Below are 21,867 nucleotides of genomic sequence, written 5' to 3'. Positions count from 1 at the left end.
CCGCCCCTAGCCTGCGAAGAAAGGCCGAAGCACGTCACGAAACGGGGAACCCGTGCGCACCATGACCGCCCTCTGGACCACGCTCTCGTCGACGGCGGAGCCGCCCGGCGCGGGACACGGCGGTGAGGCCAGCCTCGTGCTGCCGGACCTCAGCACCGTGACCGTCTTCGGCGGGGTGTCGGGGCGCCTGCTGCTGAGCCTGGGCCTGGTGGTGTGCCTGCTCGGTCTCGGGTTCGGGCTCGTCGCGTTCGTGCAGCTGCGCCGGCTGCCGGTGCACACCTCCATGCGCGAGGTGTCCGAGCTCATCTACTCGACGTGCAAGGCGTACCTGGTGCAGCAGGGCCGGTTCCTGCTCATGCTCTGGGTGTTCATCGCCGCGGTGATCGTCGTCTACTACCGGTTCCTGGTCGACTTCCCGTGGAGCCGGGTGGCCATCGTCATCGGGTTCAGCCTGGTCGGGATGGCCGGCTCGTACGCGGTCGCCTGGTTCGGCATCCGCGTGAACACGTTCGCCAACTCCCGCACGTCGTTCGCCGCGCTGCGGGGCCGGGCGCTGCCCGTGCACCGCATCCCGCTGAAGTCCGGCATGTCGATCGGCATGGTGCTCATCAGCCTCGAGCTGCTGATGATGCTGGTCATCCTGCTGTTCCTGCCGCGGGAGATCGCGGGCGCCTGCTTCATCGGGTTCGCCATCGGCGAGTCGCTCGGCGCGGCGGCGCTGCGCATCGCGGGCGGCATCTTCACCAAGATCGCGGACATCGGCTCCGACCTCATGAAGATCGCGTTCAAGATCAAGGAGGACGACGCCCGCAACCCCGGCGTCATCGCGGACTGCACGGGCGACAACGCGGGCGACTCCGTGGGCCCGAGCGCCGACGGCTTCGAGACGTACGGCGTGACGGGCGTGGCGCTGGTGACGTTCGTGCTGCTCGGGGTCCACCAGCCCAACGTGCAGGCGAGCCTTCTCGTCTGGCTGTTCGTCGTGCGCGCGGTCATGGTCATCGCCTCCGCGCTGTCCTACCTGGTCAACGACGCGTGGGTGGGTCGGCGGTACCGGGACGCGACCCGGATGGACTTCGAGTCGCCCCTGACCTCCCTGGTCTGGGTGACCTCGGGCGTCTGCGTGGCCGCCACCTACGCGACGACGTACCTGGTGCTCGGCCGCGGCAGCACGGGGTCGACGTGGTGGGTGCTCGCGACGATCGTCGCGTGCGGCACGCTGGCCGGCGCCGTCATCCCGGAGCTGGTCAAGGCCTTCACCTCGACCGGCAGCCGGCACGTGCGCGAGATCGTCATGAGCTCGCGGCAGGGCGGCCCGTCGCTGAACATCCTGTCCGGCCTGGTCGCGGGCAACTTCTCGGCGTACTGGCTCGGCATGACGATCGTCGGGCTGATGGGCGGCGCGTTCCTGCTGTCCGGCCTGGGGCTCGGCACGCTCATGGTGGCGCCGGCGGTCTTCGCGTTCGGCCTGCTCGCGTTCGGGTTCCTCGGCATGGGCCCGGTGACCATCGCCGTCGACTCGTACGGGCCCGTCACCGACAACGCGCAGAGCGTCTACGAGCTGTCGATGATCGAGGACGTCGAGGACATAGAGGCCGAGCTGGAGGCCGACCACGGGTTCGCCCCGCAGTGGGACCGCGCCAAGGCGATGCTCGAGGAGAACGACGGCGCGGGGAACACCTTCAAGGCCACCGCCAAGCCGGTGCTGATCGGCACGGCGGTCGTGGGCGCCACCACGATGATCTTCTCGATCATCATGGGCCTCACCGAGGGGCTCACCACCGGCCTGGACAACCTGTCGCTGCTGCACCCGCCGTTCCTGCTCGGCCTGGTGACCGGCGGTGCCGTGATCTTCTGGTTCACCGGCGCCTCCATCCAGGCGGTGACCACGGGCGCCTACCGGGCCGTCGAGTTCATCCGCACCACGATCCGGCTCGACGGGGCGGCCAAGGCGAGCGAGGCGGACTCCCGCCGGGTGGTGGAGATCTGCACCCAGTACGCCCAGCAGGGCATGCTCACGATGTTCCTCGGCGTGTTCTTCTCGACGCTGGCCTTCGCGTTCGTGGAGCCCTACTTCTTCATCGGCTACCTGATCTCCATCGCCGTCTTCGGCCTCTACCAGGCGATCTTCATGGCGAACGCGGGCGGGGCGTGGGACAACGCCAAGAAGATCGTCGAGATCGACCTGCACGCCAAGGGCACGGCCCTGCACGAGGCGACGATCGTCGGCGACACGGTGGGCGACCCCTACAAGGACACCTCGTCGGTCGCGCTCAACCCGGTCATCAAGTTCACCACCCTCTTCGGTCTCCTGGCGGTCGAGCTCTCGCGCAGCCTGACCACCGACGGGAGGCACGGCCTCGTGCTCGGGCTCGCCGGCGTCTTCTTCGTCGTCTCCCTGTTCTTCGTGCACCGCTCGTTCTACGGCATGCGGATCCAGCCCACGCTCTCCGACGAGGGGACGCCGGCGGGTCCGCAGGGCGACGAACCCGCGGCCCCGGACGCGAGAGACACCGCGGACGCCGACGTGCTCGATCTCGTCGACGCGACGGGAGGCGACCGATGAGGATCGCGGTCCGCCACCCGGACGTCCTGGTCGACCCCGACGGGCACGTCGCAGGGCACGACGCCGGTGCCACCCTGGTGCGGCGCCTGCTCCGCATCTTCCCCGGGTCGATCCTCGTGGGGCCCGGCCCGCGACGCGGGGACGGCTTCGACCTGCTGCCGCTCGAGTTCGTCGACCCCGACCGGACGGTCGTCATCAACATGGCCGTGGCGGACACGGTCGGCGTCTGGCGGACGCTCGCCGCGTCCGGGGGCGAGCCGCACGTCATGAACTTCGTGTGGTTCAGCACCTCGCAGTTCTCCCACCCGGTCGAGCGGGCGGCTGTCGCCCTCTCCTGCGCGCTGTTCCCCACGTTCGCCAACTCCGAGCGCACCGCGGGCGAGGTCCGCGAGATGGTCGAGCGCTGGACCATCCCCGCGCTGGCGGAGAAGGCCGAGTCGGCCTGGGTGAACCTCGGCATCCGGCTCGACCACGTGCTGCCGCGCCGCGACCCCGACGTGCCGGTCGTGCTCTACCCCGCGATCTACCTGTCCGACCGCAAGCAGCCGCAGCTGTTCCTCGACGTGGTCGAGCGGGTGGCCAAGCGCACGCCGCTGCGGGTGGAGGCCCGACTGCACGAGTCGCACCTGGCCACCGAGCTCGCGATGCGCCTGTCGCTGCACGACTGGGCCTGGGTGGGCCCGCTGACCGCGACGCGCGAGGGGTACTGGTCGGCCCTGGCGCGGACCACCGCGTTCCTGGCGACGGCGAGCGACGAGTCCTACGGGCTGGAGTACATCGAGGCGCTGGTCGCCGGGGCGGTCGGCGTGCTGCCCGACCGGCCCTGGGCGCGAGCCATCCTGCCCGCGGGGTACCCGTTCCTGTACCGGACGCCGGCCGAGGCCGAGCAGATGCTCCTGCGCGCGGTCACGGAGCCCGACGCGTGCCGCCGGGAGGCCGACGCGTCGGCCGGGGGCAGCTTCGCCGAGTGGTTGCGCGCCCGGCACGACGACGACCGGTTCGACGCCGCGATCGTCGAGCAGGTGGGCCGCTGGTTCGGTCCGTGACCTGAGGTCCCCGGGGTGGGTCAGCTCCGGGTCAGCCGCTCGCCGTGCGCCGCCTCCTCGGGCTCGACCACGCCGGGTCCGGCGCCCAGCACGGTCCATCGGCTGGTGCGCCCGTCCGGCCCGACGACGGACCCGCCGGCCAGGGCCGACTCGACGAGCGCACGCACCCGCGCCTCGTCGGCGGGCTCGGCCGCGAACAGGACCCGGAGCCGGACCTCGTCCCCGACGGCGTCGGCCCGCGTGTGGTGCGCCGCCAGCGGGCACGGCGGGTCGTGCTCCCACGACCCGCAGAGGGCGAGGGTGATCGCCGCCCCCGGGCCGTCGACCGCGGCACCGTCTGCGAGCTCGACGACCGCGGTGTGCACGAAGGGGGTCCGCATCCCCACAGTGTCCGGCCGTTCCCGCGTGAGGGGTACTGGCAGGGCCTCCCCGCGGTGCCCGCAGCCGTGTTCCATGGGGTCATGCGCGGAGCGATCATCTACGGACCGAACGACGTGCGCTTCGAGGAGCGCCCCGACCCCACGGTCGTCGAGCCGACCGACGCCGTCGTCCGCACGGTCGCCGCGTGCGTCTGCGGATCGGACCTGTGGCGGTACCGGGGGCTGGCGGATGTGCCGCGGCCGACCCCGATCGGGCACGAGTACGTCGGGATCGTCGAGGCGGTCGGCGGCGCCGTCGCCACGGTCCGGCCCGGCGACTTCGTCGTCGGCGGGTTCCTGCACAGCGACAACACCTGCCCGGTGTGCCGCAAGGGCATGCACTCGGCCTGTCTGCACGGCGGCGGCTACGACGGGTGCCAGGCGGAGAAGATCCGCGTCCCGAACGCCGACGGCACACTGATCGCCACGCCGGGGCAGCCCGACGACGACCTGATCCCGAGCCTGCTCGCCCTCTCGGACGTCATGGCCACCGGCTGGCACGCCGCGGTGTCCGCCGGCGTGGGTCCCGGCAGCAGCGTGGTGGTGGTCGGCGACGGCGCGGTCGGGCTGAGCGGGGTGCTCGCCGCGGCCCAGCTGGGCGCCGGGACGATCATCGCGATGAGCCGGCACGCCGACCGGCAGAAGGTCGCCACCGAGTTCGGCGCCACGCACCTCGTCGCGGAGCGCGGCGAGGAGGGGCTGGCGCGCGTGCGAGAGCTGACCGACGGGATCGGCGCGGACGCCGTGCTCGAGTGCGTCGGCACCGAGGAGGCGCGTCTGCAGGCCGTGCAGAGCGCGCGGCCCGGCGGGATGATCGGCCTGGTCGGCGTCCCGCACGGCGACCTCCCGACCGACCAGCTGTTCTGGGCCAACAAGGGCATCCGCGGCGGCCCGGCCCCCGTCCGGGCCTACCTCCCGCACCTGATCGACCTCGTGTGGACCCGGCAGATCGACCCCGGCAAGGTCTTCGACCTCACGCTCCCGCTCGCGCAGGTGGCCGAGGGCTACCGCGCGATGGACGAGCGGCGCGCCATCAAGGTGCTCCTGCAGCCGTGACCAGCCTCAGCAGACCGGAGGAGACACCATGAGCAGCTGGACCGCCGACGAGCTCCGGCGCATCGAGCGGGTCGACGAGCTCGAGGTCGCCTCCCGACGGCCCGACGGCACCCTGCGGCCGTTCGTGACGATCTGGTTCGTCGGCCACGGCGACGAGGTCTACATCCGCTCGGCGCACGGCCCCCAGAACGGGTGGTTCCGGCGCGCGCGCGAGGCGGGTGCCGGCCGCGTGCGGATCGGGGGCGTGCAGAAGGACGTAACGTTCGAGCCGGGCGACGACGCGCCGCACGACGCCCTCGACGCCGCGCTGCACGCCAAGTACGACCGCTACGGCCCGGCGCCCGTCGGCGCCATCGTGGGCCCGGCCGTCCGCGACGTGACCCTACGCGTGGTGCCGTCGCCCTGAGAGGCGGCCACCGACGCGCCGGACGTACTGTCGAGAGGTCAGGTTCGCGCACGCGTCGAGATCGACGGCCGGACTCGCGACCCAGGTCGTCGGGAACGGATCAGCCATGTCTCGCAGCTACACGGTCGGGTACTTCGTCGGGAGCCTCTCGTCCACGTCGATCAACCGGATCCTGTCGAAGGCGCTCATCGCGCTCGCGCCCGGTGACCTCGAGTTCGTCGAGCTCCCCATCGGCAACCTCCCGCTGTACAGCCCGGACTACGACGCGGACTACCCGCCCGAGGCGCGGGCGCTCAAGGAGGCCATCGCCGGCATCGACGCGGTGCTGTTCGTCTCGCCCGAGTACAACCGGTCCATCCCGGGCGCCCTGAAGAACGCCATCGACTGGGCGTCGCGCCCGTGGGGCCAGAACTCGTTCGACCACATGCCGGCCGCCGTGATCGGGGCGTCGATCGGGGCCATCGGCACCGCGGTGGGCCAGCAGAGCCTGCGGGCCGTGCTCAGCTTCTGCAACGCCCGGCAGATGACGTCGCCCGAGGCGTACATCCACTACTCGCCCGAGGTCTTCTCGCCCGACGGTGAGGTCAGCGACGACTCGACGGCCGCGTTCCTGCGCGCCTACATGACCGAGTTCCACGACCACCTGGTCCGCGTCCTGACCGTGCTGCCCCGCGGCTGAGCCGGTCCGGTCCTACAGCCCCTCGAAGACGTCGCGCAGCGGCGTCGCGTGCTCCCCGGGCGGCCACGCGATCGCGTACGACTCCCGGCCGACCGTCCGCCGCCACAGGTCCTCGGAGCCCGCGGGGTCGTAGAGCACGTGCCGCTGCGTGCGGTGCTGCGTCAACCCCGCGACCACGAGGTCGGAGACGGGCCGGGTGTCGACGCTGACCCCGAGCAGCTCGTCGGGGAACCCGCGCAGGTGGTAGAGCCTCGTGGGGTCCCACACCGGCTTGCCGTGCCGGGCCAGCCAGGCCTGGTGCCGCGCGAACTGCGCGTCCGGGATGCCCGCGTGCAGGAGCCGGCGCAGGCCCGGCCCGCCGTCCCTGCGCACCCGCTCGAACGCCTCGTCGGTGGCGCGGCCGACGGTGACGTGGTCCGGGTGGCCCGTGACGCCGTCGGGACCGAACGTGACGACGACCGCGGGGCGCTCCGCGTCCAGGAAGGCCGCGACGGTGTCGACCAGCCCGGCGAACGGCACGTCGGCCACCCCGCCGTCGGGCAGGCCCAGGAAGTCGTGGCGCGCGGGCGCCCGGCCCACCGCGAGCCAGCCGCGCCGGGACTCGTCACGGCGCACGCCGGCCAGCGACGCGGGCGTCGCGTCGACCCCGGGGGCGATCTCGCCCGCGTCGCCGTCGGTGGCGTGCAGCACGGCCAGCCGGAACGCCGGGTCGTCGCAATGCAGAGCCACCGTGCCGTACACCGCGTACGCCTCGTCGTCCGGGTGCGCCACGCACACCGCGAGGCCGTGCGCCGCACCGCGGGCGTCCCCCGCCTGGTCCATGCCCCGACGGTCCCGGGGCGTCACGCGCGGGGCAAGTGAATTCGGGGCGGCGACAGGTTCCTAGGCCCGGGAGCGACCCCGGCCGACGATCCACCCGATCAGGCTGATCACCAGCAGGGCGATGCCGATCCACAGCAGCACCTTCGCTGCCGTGACGGCCACGCCGAGCACGATCATGATGACGCCGATGATGATGAGAACCAGCCACAGAGCCATGGTGATGCCTCTCTACGACGCGGCCGTCGGGGTCGACGACCGCCCGGCCGCTGATCGACCTGACACTTCGCATGGTCGACCTGCGCGGTCCGTCGCGCACGCCGAGAGCGGGCGATCCCCCGCTACGCGTCGCCGACGGTGAACGCCGGGCGCGGGCGGGTGTCCACCGTGAGCCGGAAGATGTCCGGGCGGTTGTAGTGCCCGACGGGGTCGAACATGCGGCGCGCCGCGCGGACCTGCGCGAGGTCGACGTCCGCCGTCAGGATGGCCTCCTCGTGGCGGACCGGGCCGGCGAGCAGCTCACCGTTCGGACCCACGATCACGCTGTTGCCGGGCTCCACCCAGCCGTCGTCCCCGTCCTTCACCGGCCAGACCTCGTCACGCCGCGGGAAGCCGGCGGGGATCTGGTCGACGTGCGTGCACGGGTTCGCGCCGACGACGTAGCACCGACCCTCGCGGGCGATGTGCCGCAGGGTGGCGATCCAGCCGTCGCCCTGCGCCAGGGTGGGTGCCACCCAGATGTCGATGCCCTGCGCGTAGAGGTAGAACCGGGCCAGGGGCATGTAGTTCTCCCAGCACGTCAGGCCGCCGATCCGGCCGTGCGGGGTGTCGACGACGGGCAGCGTGGAGCCGTCGCCCATGCCCCAGACGGTGCGCTCCGAGCCGGTGGGCATCAGCTTGCGGTGCGTGGCGAGCAGCGCCCCGTCGGGGCCGAGGTAGAGCGTCGTGTTGTAGATCGTCGAGCCGTGCGGCTCGCGCTCCTCGACGTTGACGACGACATGGACCCCGGCGGCGGCGGCCGCGGCGCCGAGGGCCTCGGTGACCGGACCGGGGACCACGACGGCCTGGTCCACCAGCAGCGCGAACCACTCCTCGTCCCCGTCCCAGATCGGCCGGGAGTCCATCCAGACGGGAGTGCCCGGGATGAAGGCCTCCGGGAAGACGACGACCTGCGCGCCCTCGGCCGCGGCCTTCCCGATCAGCCGCACCGCCTTGTCGAGGCACGCCTGCCGGTCCATCAGGACGGGGGTCGCCTGGACCGCGGCGACGCGAGTGACAGCCATCCTGCAGCGTATCGACCGCGGCGGGGCCGGGACAGGAGGGTGTGCTGGTCAGCGCGTGACGGCGACGACCTCGCGGAGGGCGGCCCCGACGAGCGACCCGGGGTCGAGCGTGCAGTCCAGCTCGACCCCGGGCTCGTCGGGGGCGAGCGGCTCGAGGGTCGCCAGCTGCGTGTCCAGCAGCGACACCGGCATGAAGTGGCCGTCCCGGGAGCTCATGCGGGCAGCCAGCTGCGCGCGGGTGCCGACGAGGTGGACGAACCGGAGGTCGGGTGCGGCCTCCCGCAGCAGGTCCCGGTACGGCCGCCGCAACGCCGAGCACGCCACGACCGCGCCGTGCGGTTCCGCGGCGAGCGCCGCGCCGACGAGCCGGAGCCACGGCCAGCGGTCGGCGTCGGTGAGCGGCACTCCCCCGGCCATCTTCGCGAGGTTGGCTGGCGGGTGCAGGCTGTCGGCGTCGAGGAACGCGACCCCCAGGCGCTGCGCGAGCAGGGCGCCGACCGTTGACTTGCCGCAGCCGGAGACGCCCATCACGACGAGGCGGGTCACCAGTCGTGGACCGTACCGTCGGCCAGCCGGTTGTACGGCAGGTACGCGACCTCGTACGGGTACCTGCCGGCCTCGTCGACGTCGAGCTCGACGCCCAGGCCCGGCTTGTCGCCCGGGTGCAGGTAGCCGTCGACGAAGGTGAAGGACTGGTCGAACACCGCGTTGGTCTTCTCCCCGTGCTGCATGTACTCCTGGATGCCGAAGTTGTGGATGGCCAGGCCGACGTGCATCTGCGCGGCCAGGCCCACCGGCGAGATGTCGGTCGGGCCGTGGAACCCGGACTTCACCTGGTACTGCGCGGCGTAGTCCATGACCTTCTTCAGCGGGCTGATCCCGCCGAAGTGCGTCGAGGCGGCGCGCACGTAGTCGATGAGCTGCTCCTTGATGAGCCCCTGGAAGTCCCACACGGTGTTGAAGATCTCGCCGATGGCCAGCGGGGTCGTCGTGTGCTGGCGGACCAGCCGCAGGGCCTCCTGGTTCTCGGCCGGCGTGCAGTCCTCGAGCCAGAACAGGTCGTACGGCTCGAGCGACTTGCCCAGCTTGGCGGCCTGGATCGGGGTCATCCGGTGGTGGCCGTCGTGCAGCAGCGGCAGCTCCGGCCCGAACTCGTTGCGCACGGCCTCGAACACCGTCGGGACGTGCCGCAGGTAGGCCCGGGTGTCCCAGTCCTCCTCGGCCGGGTAGGCGCCACGCTGGGCGGGCTCGTGGTCGTAGCGCTCCTCGCCCGTCGACTGCGCGGCGATGCCGTAGATGGCCTTGAGGCCCGGCACCCCCGTCTGCACCCGGATGGAGCGGTAGCCCAGCTCCTGGTGCTCCCGGACGGAGTCGAACAGGGACGGCAGGTCGACGCCGGACGCGTGGCCGTACGCCATCAGGCCGTTGCGGCTCGCGCCGCCCAGCAGCTGGTAGACGGGCATGCCCGCGGCCTTGCCCTTGATGTCCCACAGGGCCATGTCGACCGAGGCGATCGCGGCCATGGTCACCGGACCGCGCCGCCAGTAGGCGCTGCGGTAGAGGAACTGCCAGGTGTCCTCGATCCGCTGCGGGTCGCGGCCGATGAGCAGCGGCGCCACGTGGTCGCGCAGGTAGCTGACCACCGCGAGCTCGCGGCCGTTCAGGGTGGCGTCCCCGAGGCCGGTGAGCCCGTCGTCGGTGGTGATCTTCAGGGTGACGAAGTTGCGGTTCGGGCTGGTGACGACGACGTCGGCGGCGACGATCTTCATGGTCGGGCTCCTGCGAGGGTGGGTGTGGTGGGACGGCGGACGGCGAGCAGCTCGGCCACGTGCCGGGCGTAGACGTCCTTGCGGGCGAGTCGGGGGGCGAGGAGGTCCAGGGCCAGCGTCGCGCGGGTCGAGCTGCCCTGCCCCGGCAGGCGCGCGACCAGGTCGGCGGCGCCGGGGTCGGACGTCGCCGGGTCGATCGTGCCGAGGTGGTCGATCCAGGCGGCGACGACGCCCGCGCCCGCCCGGCCCACCGGGAGGCCGGCGGCCGCGCGCTCCTGGGCCACGGCGAGGATCCGGACGGGGAGCTTCGCGGACCCGTCCTTGGCAATCTGGGCGAGCCGGTGCTCGATGCGGGCGTTGGCGAACCGCGTGCGCAGGGCGGCGGTGGCGTCCTCGACGGGCAGGGGCAGGACGGCGGCCGCCTCCGACCACAGCTGCTCGAGCCGGGCTCGGCAGTCCGGGTCGGCGAACGCCTCCGCGACCGTCTCCAGGCCGCGTGACAGGCCCTCGTACGCGAGCAGCGAGTGCCCGGCGTTGAGCAGCCAGAGCTTGCGGCGCTCGTACGGCTCGAGGTCGTCGACGAACCGGGCACCCGCGAGGTCCCACCGCGGGCGACCGGCCGGGAACTGCCCCTGCACCACCCACTCGCTGAAGGGCTCGGTGACCACCGGGGAGCGGTCCTCGCGCCCGGTCAGGCTGCGCACGATCGCGCGGTCGGCCTCGGTGGTCGCGGGCGTGATCCGGTCGACCATGGTGGACACGAACGCGACGTGCTGCGCGATCCAGCCGGCGAGCGACTCGTCGACCCGGGACGCGACGTCCAGCGTGACGCGGCGCACGACGCTGCCGTTGTCGGGCAGGTTGTCGCAGCTGACGACCGCGATCGGGCCGGCGCCCGCCGAGCGGCGCGCCCGGAGCCCGTCGACGAGCCGCCCGGGGGCGGTGCGCGCGGGCTCGCCGGCGCGGAGGCGGTCCAGGTCGCGGGCGACCTCGGGGTCGTGGCGGTCGAGCTCGCCGGACGACGTGCGCCGGTAGCCGGCCTCGGTGACGGTCAGGGTGACCACGCCGACCTCGCGCCGGCGGAAGTACTCGCGCCAGGCGTCGGAGTCCGCGCCGTCGTGGACGGCGACCAGGGCGTCGATCGTGGTCGGCGCGTCGCCCTCGGGCGAGCGGACCAGCAGCGTGTACCGGCCGTCCTGCCGCGCGAGCGCCTCGGCCGCGGCGGCGGACCGGCCCGTGAAGGCGGCGACGCCCCACTGCTCCGGGGTGGCGGACTCGTTGGCGCGCTGGGTGTACCAGAGCAGATGGGCGCGGGCGAAGGCGCCGAGCCCGAGGTGGACGATCCGCACCGGTGCCGGGGGCTCGGTGCGCTCCCAGCCTGTCGCGTCGTGCACGGCTCCACCTCCTGGTCGTCGGACCCTCGTCGGTCCTCGACCATTCAGCACCCTGGCGACGCGGGATGGCAATCGGTTGCCATCACTTGCCGCCGGTCACGCCCGGCGGCGGCGCACCCGTCGCCCGGTGGACTCCCGCACCACCAGCTCGGCGGGCAGCAGCGCGGGACGGACCTGGGGCGGCGTGCGGGACGCCATGCCGGTCAGCAGCGTCTGCACCGCGTACCGGCCGAGCGCGGCCAGCGGCGCCGCGACCGTGGTCAGGGCCGGCGAGCAGAGCTCGGCGCCGAAGATGTCGTCGAAGCCGACCACGCTCACGTCGCGCGGCACCCGGACCCCCGCCGCGGCCAACCCTCGCATGAGGCCGATCGCGACGAGGTCGTTGTAGGCCACCACGGCCGTCACCGACGAGCCGGCGACCGCCGCGGCCGCCTCCGCTCCCCCGGCGAGCGTCGGCGCGAACGGGCCGAACCTCTGCACCCGCAGGTCGAGCGCCTCGGCCGCCTCGCGCATCGCGCGCCACCGCATGCCGTCGGCCCAGGACGCCTCCGGGCCCGCGGCGTAGCCGATCGTCCGGTGCTCGAGCGCGGCCAGGTGCTCCACGGCCCGGCGCGTGCCGCGCGCGTTGTCGGTGATGACGCTCGGGATTCCGGTGAGCACCCGGTTCAGCACCACCGTGGGCCGCTGCTTGGCCATCACCCGGATCGCCGAGTCGGACATCCGCGAGGTGCCCAGCACCACGCCCTCGACCAGCGGCAGCGCGCGCTCGAGCGCCTTGCGCTCCGCCGTCGCCGACTCGTGCACGTCCGCGACGAGGAGCGTGTAGTCCGCGTCGGTGGCGGCGATCTCGGCGCCGCGGATGATCTCGAAGTAGAACGGGTTGGTCACGTCCGAGACCACGAGCGCGAGCAGCGACGTCTTGCCGGTGGGCAGCGCGCGGGCCAGCGGGTTCGCCCGGTAGCCCATCTCCTCGGCCACCTGCCGGATGCGCGCGGCGGTCTCGGCGTTGACCCGGCCCGGCCGGGAGAACGCCCGCGACACCGTCGACGGGGCCACGCCGCAGGCCGCGGCCACGTCGTAGATCGTCGGCACCCGGCGCTCGTCCACCCTCGAACGGTAGGGACCGCGACAAGTCATGGCAACCGCTTGTCGTCCGGTGATCCCGGGGTCTCAATGGGATCACCGGCCGCTGCGCAGATGCTCCGCCGGCGATGAGAGGAGAGCACCGATGCTTCGTCCCCAGGACACCCCGAGCCGCGAGCGCAAGGCGCTGAACGGCCTGTGGGACTTCCGCCTCGACGGCGCGGGTACCGGTCGGCGCGAGGGCTGGCACCGTGCCCCGCTGACCGACCCGCAGGCCATGCCCGTCCCGGCGAGCTACAACGACGTGCTCGTCGGGACGACCGGGCGCGACCACGTCGGCGACGCCTGGTACCAGACGACCGTGCGGGTCCCCCGCGGCTGGGCCGGCCAGCGCGTCGCGCTCCGGTTCGACTCCGCCACCCACGCCGCGGTCGTCTGGGTCGGGGACACCGAGGTGGCCCGCCACGAGGGCGGCTACACGCCGTTCGAGGCCGACGTCACCGCGCTGGTCTCCCCCGGGGACGAGGTCCGGGTGACCGTCGTGGTGAACAACGAGCTCAGCTTCCAGACGATCCCCCCGGGCATCGTGCACGACACCCCGCAGGGCCGCCGGCAGCAGTACTTCCACGACTTCTTCAACTACGCCGGCCTGCACCGGTCGGTCTGGCTCTACGCCACGCCGACCACCTACGTCGACGACGTCGTGGTCACCACCGACCGCCGCGGCAGCACCGGGGTCGTCGCCTACGCCGTGTCGGTCGCCGGCACCGCGGAGCACACGGTCCGCGTGAGCCTGCGGGACGCCGACGGCGTCACCGTCGCGACTGCCACGGGCGCCCGGGGCGAGCTCGAGGTGGCCGACGCGCACCTGTGGGGCCCCGGCGACGGGTACCTCTACGACGCCGAGATCGAGCTGCTCGACGGGTCCGGCCGGCGCCTCGACAGCTACCACCAGAGCGTCGGCATCCGCACCGTCGAGGTGCGCGGCACCCAGTTCCTGATCAACGGCGAGCCGTTCTACTTCCAGGGCTTCGGCAAGCACGAGGACACCGCCGTGCGCGGCAAGGGGCACGACGACGCCTACCTGGTGCACGACTTCGAGCTGCTCGACTGGATCGGCGCCAACTCGTTCCGCACCTCGCACTACCCGTACGCCGAGGAGGTCTACGAGTACGCGGACCGCAAGGGCATCGTCGTCATCGACGAGGTCGCGGCCGTCGGGCAGAACATGGGCCTGGCGGGCGGGATCTTCGGCGGCCAGAGCTACACCACGTTCTCCCCCGAGACCGTCAACGACGTCAGCCAGGAGGCGCACAAGCAGGCCATCCGGGAGCTCGTCGCGCGGGACAAGAACCACCCGAGCGTCGTGCTCTGGTCCATCGCCAACGAGCCGGAGTCCGACACCGACGCCGCGCGCGCCTACTTCGAGCCGCTGTTCGCCCTGACGCGCGAGCTGGACACCAGCCGACCGGTCGGCTTCGTCAACGTGATGCTCGCGCCGCACGGCGCCTGCCAGGTGTCGGAGCTGGGCGACGTGATCATGCTCAACCGCTACTACGGCTGGTACGTCAACACCGGCGACCTCGTGGCCGCGGAGGCCGCCTGGTTGGCCGAGCTGCAGCAGTGGGCCACGGACGGCAAGCCGATCATCATCACCGAGTACGGCGCCGACACCGTGGCCGGCGTGCACTCCCTGACCCCGCAGCCGTGGTCCGAGGAGTACCAGGTCGAGTACCTGGACATGAACCACCGCGTCTTCGACGCGGTCGACGCGGTCGTCGGCGAGCAGGTCTGGAACTTCGCCGACTTCGCCACCGCGTCGAACAGCGTGTTCCGGGTCGACGGCAACAAGAAGGGCGTCTTCACCCGGGACCGCCGACCCAAGGCCGCGGCGCACGTGCTGCGCCGCCGCTGGACCAGCAAGCCGTGACAAGCCCCAGCAACCCCGCCGCGCCGCGGCCCGACCGAGGAGTCGACATGACCAGCACCGTCGCTGTCTCCGACCCGATCACCACCACCCCCAGCCCGACACCCCCACCCAAGCTCCGGTTCCGCACGTACCTCGGGTACGCCGCCGGGGACGCGGGCAACAACCTGGCGTTCTCGATGACGTCGATGTTCCTGCTGCTCTACTACACCGACGTCGTCGGCATCTCGGCCGCCGCCGCGGGGACCCTGTTCCTCGTGGTGCGGGTCTGGGACGCGTTCGCGGACATCTGGGCCGGCCGCCAGGTGGACAAGACCATGACGCGGTGGGGCAAGTTCCGGCCGTTCTTCCTGTTCGGCTCGCTCCCCCTGCTCCTGCTGTCGGTCGCGACGTTCACCGTCCCCGGCGGCCTCGGCGGGACCGGCAAGCTCATCTACGCCTACGTCACCTACGCGGCGCTCGGGCTGGCCTACAGCCTCGTGAACATCCCCTACGGCTCGCTCGCGTCGGCCATGACGCAGGAGCCCGTCGAGCGCGCCAGGCTGGCGAGCTTCCGGTCCATGGGGACCGCGGCGACGATCATCGCGCTGGCGTTCATCGTGGCGCCGCAGATCAAGAGCTCCGACAACCTCCAGCAGTCGCTGACCCTGACCACCCTGCTGTTCGTCGTCATCGGGTTCGGCCTCTACATGCTGCTGTTCTCGACGTCGAAGGAGCGCGTGGCCCGCGACGTGGCCCACGTGACCCTCAAGCAGAGCCTCGGCACGCTCAAGGGCAACCGCCCGCTGCTCATGCTGTGCCTGAGTGCGCTGTCGTTCCTGGTCGGCATGTTCACGCTGCAGACCGTCCAGGCGTACTACGCCCGAGACGTGCTCGGCGACGCCAACTACTTCATCATCCTGACGGTCGTGAGCACCGGCGTGATGTTCGTGGTCGCCGGCTTCATCCCCCGCATCGTGCGGGCTGTCGGCAAGAAGCCCGCCTACGTGGCCAGCAGCGTCGTCGCGATCGTCGCCGCTCTCGGCATCGCCCTGACACCGTCGACCCGCCCGGGGCTCGCCATCGCGTTCTTCGGCCTCTACGGCGTGGGCATGGCCGCGGTGAACACCCTGATGTGGGCGCTGGAGGCCGACACCGTCGAGTACGGCGAGTGGCGGACCGGCGTGCGGACCGAAGGCACCACCTACGCGGTCTTCTCCTTCACCCGCAAGGTCGGGCAGGCGGTCGGTGGTGCCGCCGCGGCGTTCGGCCTCGCCTTCGTGGGCTACGTGGCCCAGCAGGACGTGCAGAGCCAGGCCACCCAGGACGGCATCCGCTACATCGCCGGCTTCGTGCCGGCGGCCTTCATCACGATCGGCGTCCTCATCATGGTCTTCTACCCCCTGACCGAGACCCGCTTCCGCACCATGGTGGCCGAGGTCGCCGCTCGCCGCGCCGCGCGGGAGGACTGACCGTGTCGACCGCCACCGCGCAGGCCCTGCGCCTCCACCCCGACCGGCTGCTGCCGACGGCACCGGAGGTCCGGTCCATCGCCCGACGCCTCTACGACGAGGTGCGCGACCTGCCGATCCTCTCCCCGCACGGGCACGTCGAGGCCAGGCTCCTCCTCGAGGACCGGCCGTTCACGGACCCGACGACGCTGCTGGTCACGCCGGACCACTACGTCACCCGGCTGCTGCACGCGTCCGGCGTCCCGCTCGACCGGCTCGGGGTAGGGCAGGGTCCCCTGTCTCCCGAGGCGGCGCGCGAGGCCTGGCGCCTGCTCTGCCGGAACTGGTCGGCCTACCGCGGCACCCCGGTGAAGTACTGGCTGGAGAGCGCGCTGGTCGACGTGTTCGGCGTGGACGTGCGGCCGAGCGCCGAGACGGCCGACGAGCTCTACGACGCGATCGCCGGCCAGCTCGCGCAGCCGACGTTCCGGCCGCGGGCGCTCTTCGACCGGTTCCGCATCGAGGTGCTCGCCACCACCGACGACCCGGCGGACGACCTGGCCGCGCACGCCGCGCTGCGGGACGACCCGACCTTCACCGGCCGGGTGGTGCCCACGTTCCGGCCCGACCGGTACCTCGAGGCCGGCCGGCCCGAGTGGGCCCGGGACGTGCTGCACCTGGGCGCCGTCGCCGGGGTCGACACCGGCTCGTACGCGGGGTGGGTGGCCGCGATGGAGCACCGTCGCGACCACTTCCGGCGGCACGGCGGCGTCTCCACGGACCACAGCCACGAGGACGTCGGCACCGAGCCGCTGGACGCCGCCGACGCCGAGCGGATCTACCGCGCGGCGCTGGACGGCCACGCGGGCGCCGGGCAGACCACGGCCCTGCGTCGGCACATGCTGCTGGAGATGGCGCGCATGGCGACCGAGGACGGCCTGACCATGACCCTCCACCCGGGCGTCCGCCGCGGCCACCACCGCCCGACCGGCGCCCGGTTCGGCCCGGACACCGGGCACGACCTGCCGCTGCCCGGCGCGTTCACCGACGCGCTGCGGCCGCTGCTCGACCGGTACGGCACCCACCCGAACCTCACGCTGGTGCTCTTCACGCTGGACGAGTCGGTGTTCTCCCGCGAGCTCGCACCCCTGGCCGGCTTCTACCCGTCCGTGTACGTCGGCGCGCCGTGGTGGTTCCTCGACGCGCCCGACGCCATCCGGCGGTGGCGGTCCGCGGTCTCCGAGACCGCGGGCCTGTCCCGGACCAGCGGGTTCATCGACGACACCCGCGCCATCTGCTCGATCCCCGCGCGGCACGACATGGCGCGCCGCCTCGACGCCGGATACCTGGCCGGCCTGGTCGCCGACCACCGGCTCGAGGAGGACGAGGCCGCCGACGCGGTCGTGGACCTGGTGCGCGGCCGACCCCAGCAGGTGTTCGGGCTCTAGGCGGTGTGCTGACCCGCGGCGTCGCCGCCCGGCACCCGGTATCGCCGCGGTATCACGCGCGTTGACCGCGGTATCGGGCGGGCGGAGACTCCGGGAATGAGGGTCCGGCTCCTGGGTCCGACACAGGTCGAGGGCGACGGCACGCTCGGGCGGCGCGACCGGGTCGTCCTTGCGGCTCTCGTGGTCCACGCCGGGGAGCCGCTGAGCGTCGACCAGATCGCGGTGGCCCTGTGGGGGGACGCCGTCCCGCCGTCGTCGGCGAAGGTCGTGCAGGGCGTCGTGAGCCGGCTGCGTCATGCTCTCGGGGCGGAGCGCATCCGGACGACCAGCAGCGGGTACGTGCTCGAGCTCGACGGTCTCGACCTCGACGTCGTCGACTTCGAACGCCTGGTCGGCCGGGCACGCGAGCTCCTGGCGGTCGGCGACGCGAACCGGGCAGCGGCCGTCTACGGCCAGGCGCTGTCGTGCTGGTCCGGCCCGGCTCTGGCGGACCTGGCGGACTGGGACGACGGGCGCGCCGAGGCGGCGAGGCTCTCCGAGGTGCGCGAGTCGGTGGAGGAGGAGCTGGTCGAGTCGTTGCTGGCCTGCGGCCGCACCGCGGAGGCGGTCGCGGAAGGACGACGGCTGGTGAGCCGGGCGAGCACCCGCGAGCACCGGTGGGCGCTCTACGCACGCGCCCTCTACCGCGCCGGCCGCCAGCGCGAGGCGCTCGACGTCCTGCGCCGGGCGCGCACCGTGCTGCGCGAGGAGGTGGGCCTCGACCCCGGGTCCGAGCTGGTCGAGCTCGAGCGCGCGGTCCTGGACCAGGACCCGGCGCTCGGTGGCCCCGACGAGGCCCCGGTCCGTGCGTCCGACGTGTGCCCGTATCCCGGGCTCCGGTCGTTCGACGCCGAGCAGGCCGACCTCTTCGCCGGTCGCGAGCAGGAGGTCACCGACTGCCTGGCGCGGCTGGACACGTCCCGCTTCCTCGTCGTCGTCGGTGCCTCGGGCTCCGGCAAGTCGTCGCTGGTCCGCGCGGGCCTGGTCCCTGCGCTCCGCCGGCGCGGGCAGCCGGTCGTCGTGCTCACGCCCGGGGCAGCACCGACCGCCACCCTCGCGGCGGCGGCCGCGGCGCAGGACGCACCCGTCGTCGTGGTCGACCAGCTGGAGGAGCTGTTCGCCCCGACCTCGGCGACGCACGTGACCGGCTTCCTCGACGGGCTCACCGGGCTGGTCGACGGCGGCCGGACGGTCGTCGCGACCATCCGCGCGGACCACCTCGCCTCGCTGTCCGGCAACCCCGGCCTCGCGCGCCACGTCGAGCGGGGCGTGCTGCTGCTCGGCCCGCTCTCGGAGGGCGCGCTGCGGCGGGCGATCGAGGAGCCCGCCCGGCGCAGCGGGCTGCTGCTCGAACCCGGCCTCGTGGACCTGCTGGTCCGGGACGTGCTGGACGAGCGCGGCGCGCTGCCGCTGCTGGGACACGCTCTCGCCGAGACCTGGGCACGGCGGGAGGGGTCCGTGCTGACCGTGGCGGGATACACGGCGAGCGGAGGCATCAACGGCGCGGTCGCCCAGTCGGCCGAGCGCCTCTACCTGTCGCTCGACGCCGCGGACCGCGACGCGCTGCGTGCCGTGGTGCAGCGGCTGGTCTCGTCGGCGCCCGGCGGCGACCCGGTCGTGGTCCGCGTCCCCACGCGGGTCTTCCTGGGCACGGACGACGCACCGCGCCTCCTCGACCTGCTGGTGCGCGCCAGGCTCGTCACGACGGACGCCGACACCGCGGCACTCGCGCACGAGAGCCTCGTGCGCGCGTGGCCGCGGCTGCGCTCCTGGCTCGACGAGGACGTCGACGGGCAGCGCACGCTCACGCACCTGCAGGTCACCGCGGACGCCTGGGACCGGGCGGGCCGTCCGACCGACGAGCTCTACCGTGCGGCGCGGCTGCAGAACGCGCTCGAGTGGCGAGCGCGCGCCCACCCGGTGCTGGCCCCGACCGAGGAGGCGTTCCTCGACGCGTCGGCCGAGCACGAGCAGGACGAGCACCGCGAGCAGACGCGCCGGCTGCAGGCCAAGACGCGGGCGAACCGCCAGCTGGTCGGTGCGCTCGCCGCGGTGGTGCTGCTGCTGGGCGTCGCCCTGCTGGGTGGGTCGCTCGCGGTCGGGAACGGTCGGCGCGCCGCGAGCTCGGCCCTGGCGGCGGCGGCGTCGGCCGCGGACGCCCGCGGTGACCGGCTGGTCTCGGCCAGCCAGTCGGAGCCGCGGATCGACGTCGCCCTGCTGCTCGCCCGGCAGGCCGTCGAGATGTCGCCCCGGCCCTCGCTGCAGGGCAGCCTGCTCGACGCGCTCACGCGACGCAACATCGTCAGCTCGGCGAGCGCCGGCGTCTTCGTCCCGCAGCGGTTCGACGACTCCGCGGTCAGCCCGGACGGCTCCCGGGTCGTGCTGGACGCGATGCCCACCGACGACGCGACCGACACGGGGCCCTATCTGGTCGATGCCGGGTCGGGGCGGGTGATCACGAGTATGGGCATCGGGGCCCCCCGCGCCGACTGGGGGCGCCAGCCGTGGGTCGCGGGCTTCGTCGACGGCGGCCGGACCGTGGCCGTCATGCGCGACACCGCCGACGGCTCGGGCCGCGAGATCGTCCGGATCGACGCGGCGAGCGGCGCCGTCGCGGAGCCCGCTGCACCGGTTCCCGGGTCGATCACGGACGACTTCTTCGGGCAGGACCGGATGTCGATCAGCCCCGACGGCCGGACGCTCGTCTCCCTGGTCGACCGGACCCTGCGGGTGTGGACCGACGCCGGCGCCGGGTGGACCGGGCCTCGACTCCTCCCGCTGCCGGCGCTCACCCCGTCGCGCTCCGACCAGGAGGCCCCCGATGCCATCCGGTTCAGCGCCGACGGGCGGCGGGTCGCGGTCGTGATGGAGTACGCCGGGCGGGCGGAGGCCAACCCGCCGCAGCTCGCGCTCGCCGTCGACCTGGCGACGGGGACCTGGTCCGGGCCGTACCTCGCCGCCGTCGACGTGGCGCTGTCCCCGGACGGGTCGATCTTCGCGGTGGCCTCGCAGCTGGGCGGCGTCACGCTCCACGACGTCGGCGGGGGCGCGACGGTCCTGCCTGGCGTGTCCACGCCGGGGGCGTTGGCCTTCTCCGCGGACGGGGCGCAGCTCGTCGTCGGGTACCGCGACGGCTCCGTCGAGGTCTTCACCACGGACCCCCTGCGTCTGGTGCTCCGGACGCCCGCGACCAGCGTCCCGGTGCGGCTCGTGGCGCTGCCCGTCGGAGGGAGCACCGTCGTCGCCGTCGACGAGGAGTCGCGCACCACCACCGTCTCCCTGCGTGGTGCGAGCAGCATCGTCGCGACGACCCCGACGTCGGCCATCGACCACGTGTCGGTCGGCCCGCCGGGCACGATCGTCGCCGCGGGCTTCTACGACGGGAAGGTCACGGTGTTCGACCAGGGCGACCTGCGCAGGGTGCGCGACCTGTGGCTCGGGCCCTACCCCGAGCCGGACGGCACCTACGACCCCCCGCTGCACCGGCGGGTCACCGCGCTCGCCGTCACGCCCGACGGCACCGCGGTGGTCGCCGCCGACCGGACGGGGCACCTGCGGATGTGGTCCGTCGCGGACGGGCGCCTGCTGTGGTCCCGGGACGACGTGCACGCGTCCTGGCTCGCGGTCTCGCCCGACGGCAAGTACCTCGCCACCTCGGAGTTCACCGAGGACCTGACCGACGCCCCGGTGCCCGAGGGCGCGCACCCCGACGGCTTCCCCGTCACCGACACCGTGCGGGTGTGGGACCTCTCCGACGCGTTGGCTCCCGTGCTCACCGACCCGCTCACCGACCTCGCGAACCGGGACGGCGGCCCGCCGAAGCCCCGCGCCCTCGCCTTCTCGCCCGACTCCTCGATGCTGGCCGCGTCGTGGTTCGGTGACGGCCCGGCGCTGATCGTCTACGACGTGCACACGGGTGCGCGGGTGCTGACCACGCCGGACGACCCCGCGACGCCGTCCGTCTCGGCGATGACCTTCACGCTCGACGGCCGCCGCCTGATCGCGTGGGAGTCGAGCGGCGACATCGTCTCGCGCGACCTGCGCTCGGGCGACACGACGCGCGTCGCGAGCGGCGGCCGAGGGGACTACGCGAGCCTCGCCTACAGCTCGGACGGACGGCTGCTGATCGGGGTGTCGGGCTACGACGAGGTCCGGCTGTCGATCTGGGACGCGTCCACGTACGCGCCGATCGGTTCCACCGGGAACATCCCGGCGACCGACGGCGACGCGTCGCTCGCGCCGACCGCCGACGGCCAGGTGTTCGTCGGCACCGGGATCGGCGTCGAGCGCCTGGACCTCGACGTCGAGCACTGGAAGGCCGCCGCGTGCGCGCTCGCCGGGCGCCCGCTGACCACGGACGAGTGGGACGCGTACCTCCCGGGGACCCCGTACTCGCCGGCGTGCGCCTGAGACCCGCGGCGATACCACGGCGATACCTCCGTGAGGGGGGTCCTGCAACCGCGGCCCTCGACGGTGGACGTACAGCTCCCACCCGGGAGCCCG

The 21,867-nt window shown here is 73.3% G+C and carries 17 protein-coding genes; 9 read left to right on the top strand and 8 right to left on the bottom strand.

The genetic code is table 11. The features are described from left to right. Window positions 1-61: 61 nt before the first annotated feature. Together AB5970_RS09105 and AB5970_RS09100 are read left to right on the top strand one after the other, a co-directional pair. Window positions 62-2,566, top strand: coding sequence for a sodium-translocating pyrophosphatase (locus tag AB5970_RS09105; RefSeq protein WP_370503680.1), 2,505 nt, complete (start codon window positions 62-64; stop codon window positions 2,564-2,566). Beyond that, window positions 2,563-3,612, top strand: coding sequence for a glycosyltransferase family 1 protein (locus tag AB5970_RS09100; RefSeq protein WP_370503614.1), 1,050 nt, complete (start codon window positions 2,563-2,565; stop codon window positions 3,610-3,612). Before AB5970_RS09105 ends, AB5970_RS09100 begins: the two co-directional genes overlap by 4 nt. 20 nt (window positions 3,613-3,632) lie before the next feature. Here AB5970_RS09100 and AB5970_RS09095 read toward each other — a convergent pair whose 3' ends face one another. Then, entirely contained in the window at window positions 3,633-3,992 is a 360-nt protein-coding gene (locus AB5970_RS09095) for a hypothetical protein (protein ID WP_370503613.1), read from the bottom strand. An 81-nt stretch (window positions 3,993-4,073) separates the two neighbouring features. Between AB5970_RS09095 and AB5970_RS09090 the strand changes: the two genes are divergently transcribed. From AB5970_RS09090 to AB5970_RS09080, 3 genes are all read left to right on the top strand, one after another. Beyond that, on the top strand, window positions 4,074-5,087 hold the full coding sequence (locus AB5970_RS09090; RefSeq protein WP_370503612.1) for a zinc-dependent alcohol dehydrogenase family protein: 1,014 nt from the start codon (window positions 4,074-4,076) through the stop codon (window positions 5,085-5,087). Between the two features lie 28 nt (window positions 5,088-5,115). Continuing rightward, window positions 5,116-5,493, top strand: a complete 378-nt coding sequence (locus tag AB5970_RS09085) for a DUF2255 family protein (RefSeq protein WP_370503611.1) — start codon at window positions 5,116-5,118, stop codon at window positions 5,491-5,493. A gap of 106 nt (window positions 5,494-5,599) precedes the next feature. After that, window positions 5,600-6,172 (top strand): NADPH-dependent FMN reductase, encoded by a 573-nt coding sequence (locus AB5970_RS09080; RefSeq protein ID WP_370503610.1) that lies wholly within the window; start codon window positions 5,600-5,602, stop codon window positions 6,170-6,172. A gap of 12 nt (window positions 6,173-6,184) precedes the next feature. Here AB5970_RS09080 and AB5970_RS09075 read toward each other — a convergent pair whose 3' ends face one another. The 7 genes from AB5970_RS09075 to AB5970_RS09045 form a co-directional block, all read right to left on the bottom strand. Beyond that, window positions 6,185-6,994: a PIG-L deacetylase family protein gene (locus tag AB5970_RS09075; protein ID WP_370503609.1), complete on the bottom strand. Its 810-nt coding sequence runs from the start codon at window positions 6,992-6,994 to the stop codon at window positions 6,185-6,187. 60 nt (window positions 6,995-7,054) lie between these two features. After that, on the bottom strand, window positions 7,055-7,210 hold the full coding sequence (locus AB5970_RS09070; RefSeq protein WP_370503608.1) for a hypothetical protein: 156 nt from the start codon (window positions 7,208-7,210) through the stop codon (window positions 7,055-7,057). 122 nt (window positions 7,211-7,332) lie between these two features. Next, the gene (locus AB5970_RS09065) at window positions 7,333-8,274 is read right to left on the bottom strand and encodes a carbon-nitrogen hydrolase family protein (protein WP_370503607.1); all 942 of its coding nucleotides are present in this window, start codon (window positions 8,272-8,274) and stop codon (window positions 7,333-7,335) included. Between the two features lie 48 nt (window positions 8,275-8,322). After that, complete coding sequence (locus AB5970_RS09060) at window positions 8,323-8,820, bottom strand: gluconokinase (protein WP_370503606.1); 498 nt, start codon at window positions 8,818-8,820, stop codon at window positions 8,323-8,325. Then, on the bottom strand, window positions 8,817-10,043 hold the full coding sequence (gene manD, locus AB5970_RS09055; RefSeq protein WP_370503605.1) for a D-mannonate dehydratase ManD: 1,227 nt from the start codon (window positions 10,041-10,043) through the stop codon (window positions 8,817-8,819). Before manD ends, AB5970_RS09060 begins: the two co-directional genes overlap by 4 nt. Then, window positions 10,040-11,437: a mannitol dehydrogenase family protein gene (locus tag AB5970_RS09050; RefSeq protein ID WP_370503604.1), complete on the bottom strand. Its 1,398-nt coding sequence runs from the start codon at window positions 11,435-11,437 to the stop codon at window positions 10,040-10,042. Before AB5970_RS09050 ends, manD begins: the two co-directional genes overlap by 4 nt. Before the next feature lie 96 nt (window positions 11,438-11,533). Next, on the bottom strand, window positions 11,534-12,544 hold the full coding sequence (locus AB5970_RS09045; RefSeq protein WP_370503603.1) for a LacI family DNA-binding transcriptional regulator: 1,011 nt from the start codon (window positions 12,542-12,544) through the stop codon (window positions 11,534-11,536). Window positions 12,545-12,665: 121 nt separating this feature from the next. Here AB5970_RS09045 and uidA point away from each other — a divergent pair, with 121 nt between their 5' ends. From uidA to AB5970_RS09025, 4 genes are all read left to right on the top strand, one after another. Further along, entirely contained in the window at window positions 12,666-14,450 is a 1,785-nt protein-coding gene (uidA, locus tag AB5970_RS09040; RefSeq protein ID WP_370503602.1) for a beta-glucuronidase, read from the top strand. 47 nt (window positions 14,451-14,497) lie between these two features. Then, window positions 14,498-15,898, top strand: a complete 1,401-nt coding sequence (gene uidB / locus AB5970_RS09035) for a glucuronide transporter (protein WP_370503601.1) — start codon at window positions 14,498-14,500, stop codon at window positions 15,896-15,898. Between the two features lie 2 nt (window positions 15,899-15,900). Next, window positions 15,901-17,325, top strand: a complete 1,425-nt coding sequence (uxaC, locus tag AB5970_RS09030; protein WP_370503600.1) for a glucuronate isomerase — start codon at window positions 15,901-15,903, stop codon at window positions 17,323-17,325. Between the two features lie 96 nt (window positions 17,326-17,421). Next, window positions 17,422-21,774 (top strand): BTAD domain-containing putative transcriptional regulator, encoded by a 4,353-nt coding sequence (locus AB5970_RS09025; protein ID WP_370503599.1) that lies wholly within the window; start codon window positions 17,422-17,424, stop codon window positions 21,772-21,774. The last annotated feature ends 93 nt before the right edge of the window (window positions 21,775-21,867 follow it).

Source organism: Cellulomonas sp. ICMP 17802, assembly GCF_041295535.1.
Classification (GTDB): domain Bacteria; phylum Actinomycetota; class Actinomycetes; order Actinomycetales; family Cellulomonadaceae; genus Cellulomonas.
Note: the sequence above shows the minus strand (reverse complement) of the source record. Positions and strands in the feature narration are given on the sequence as shown.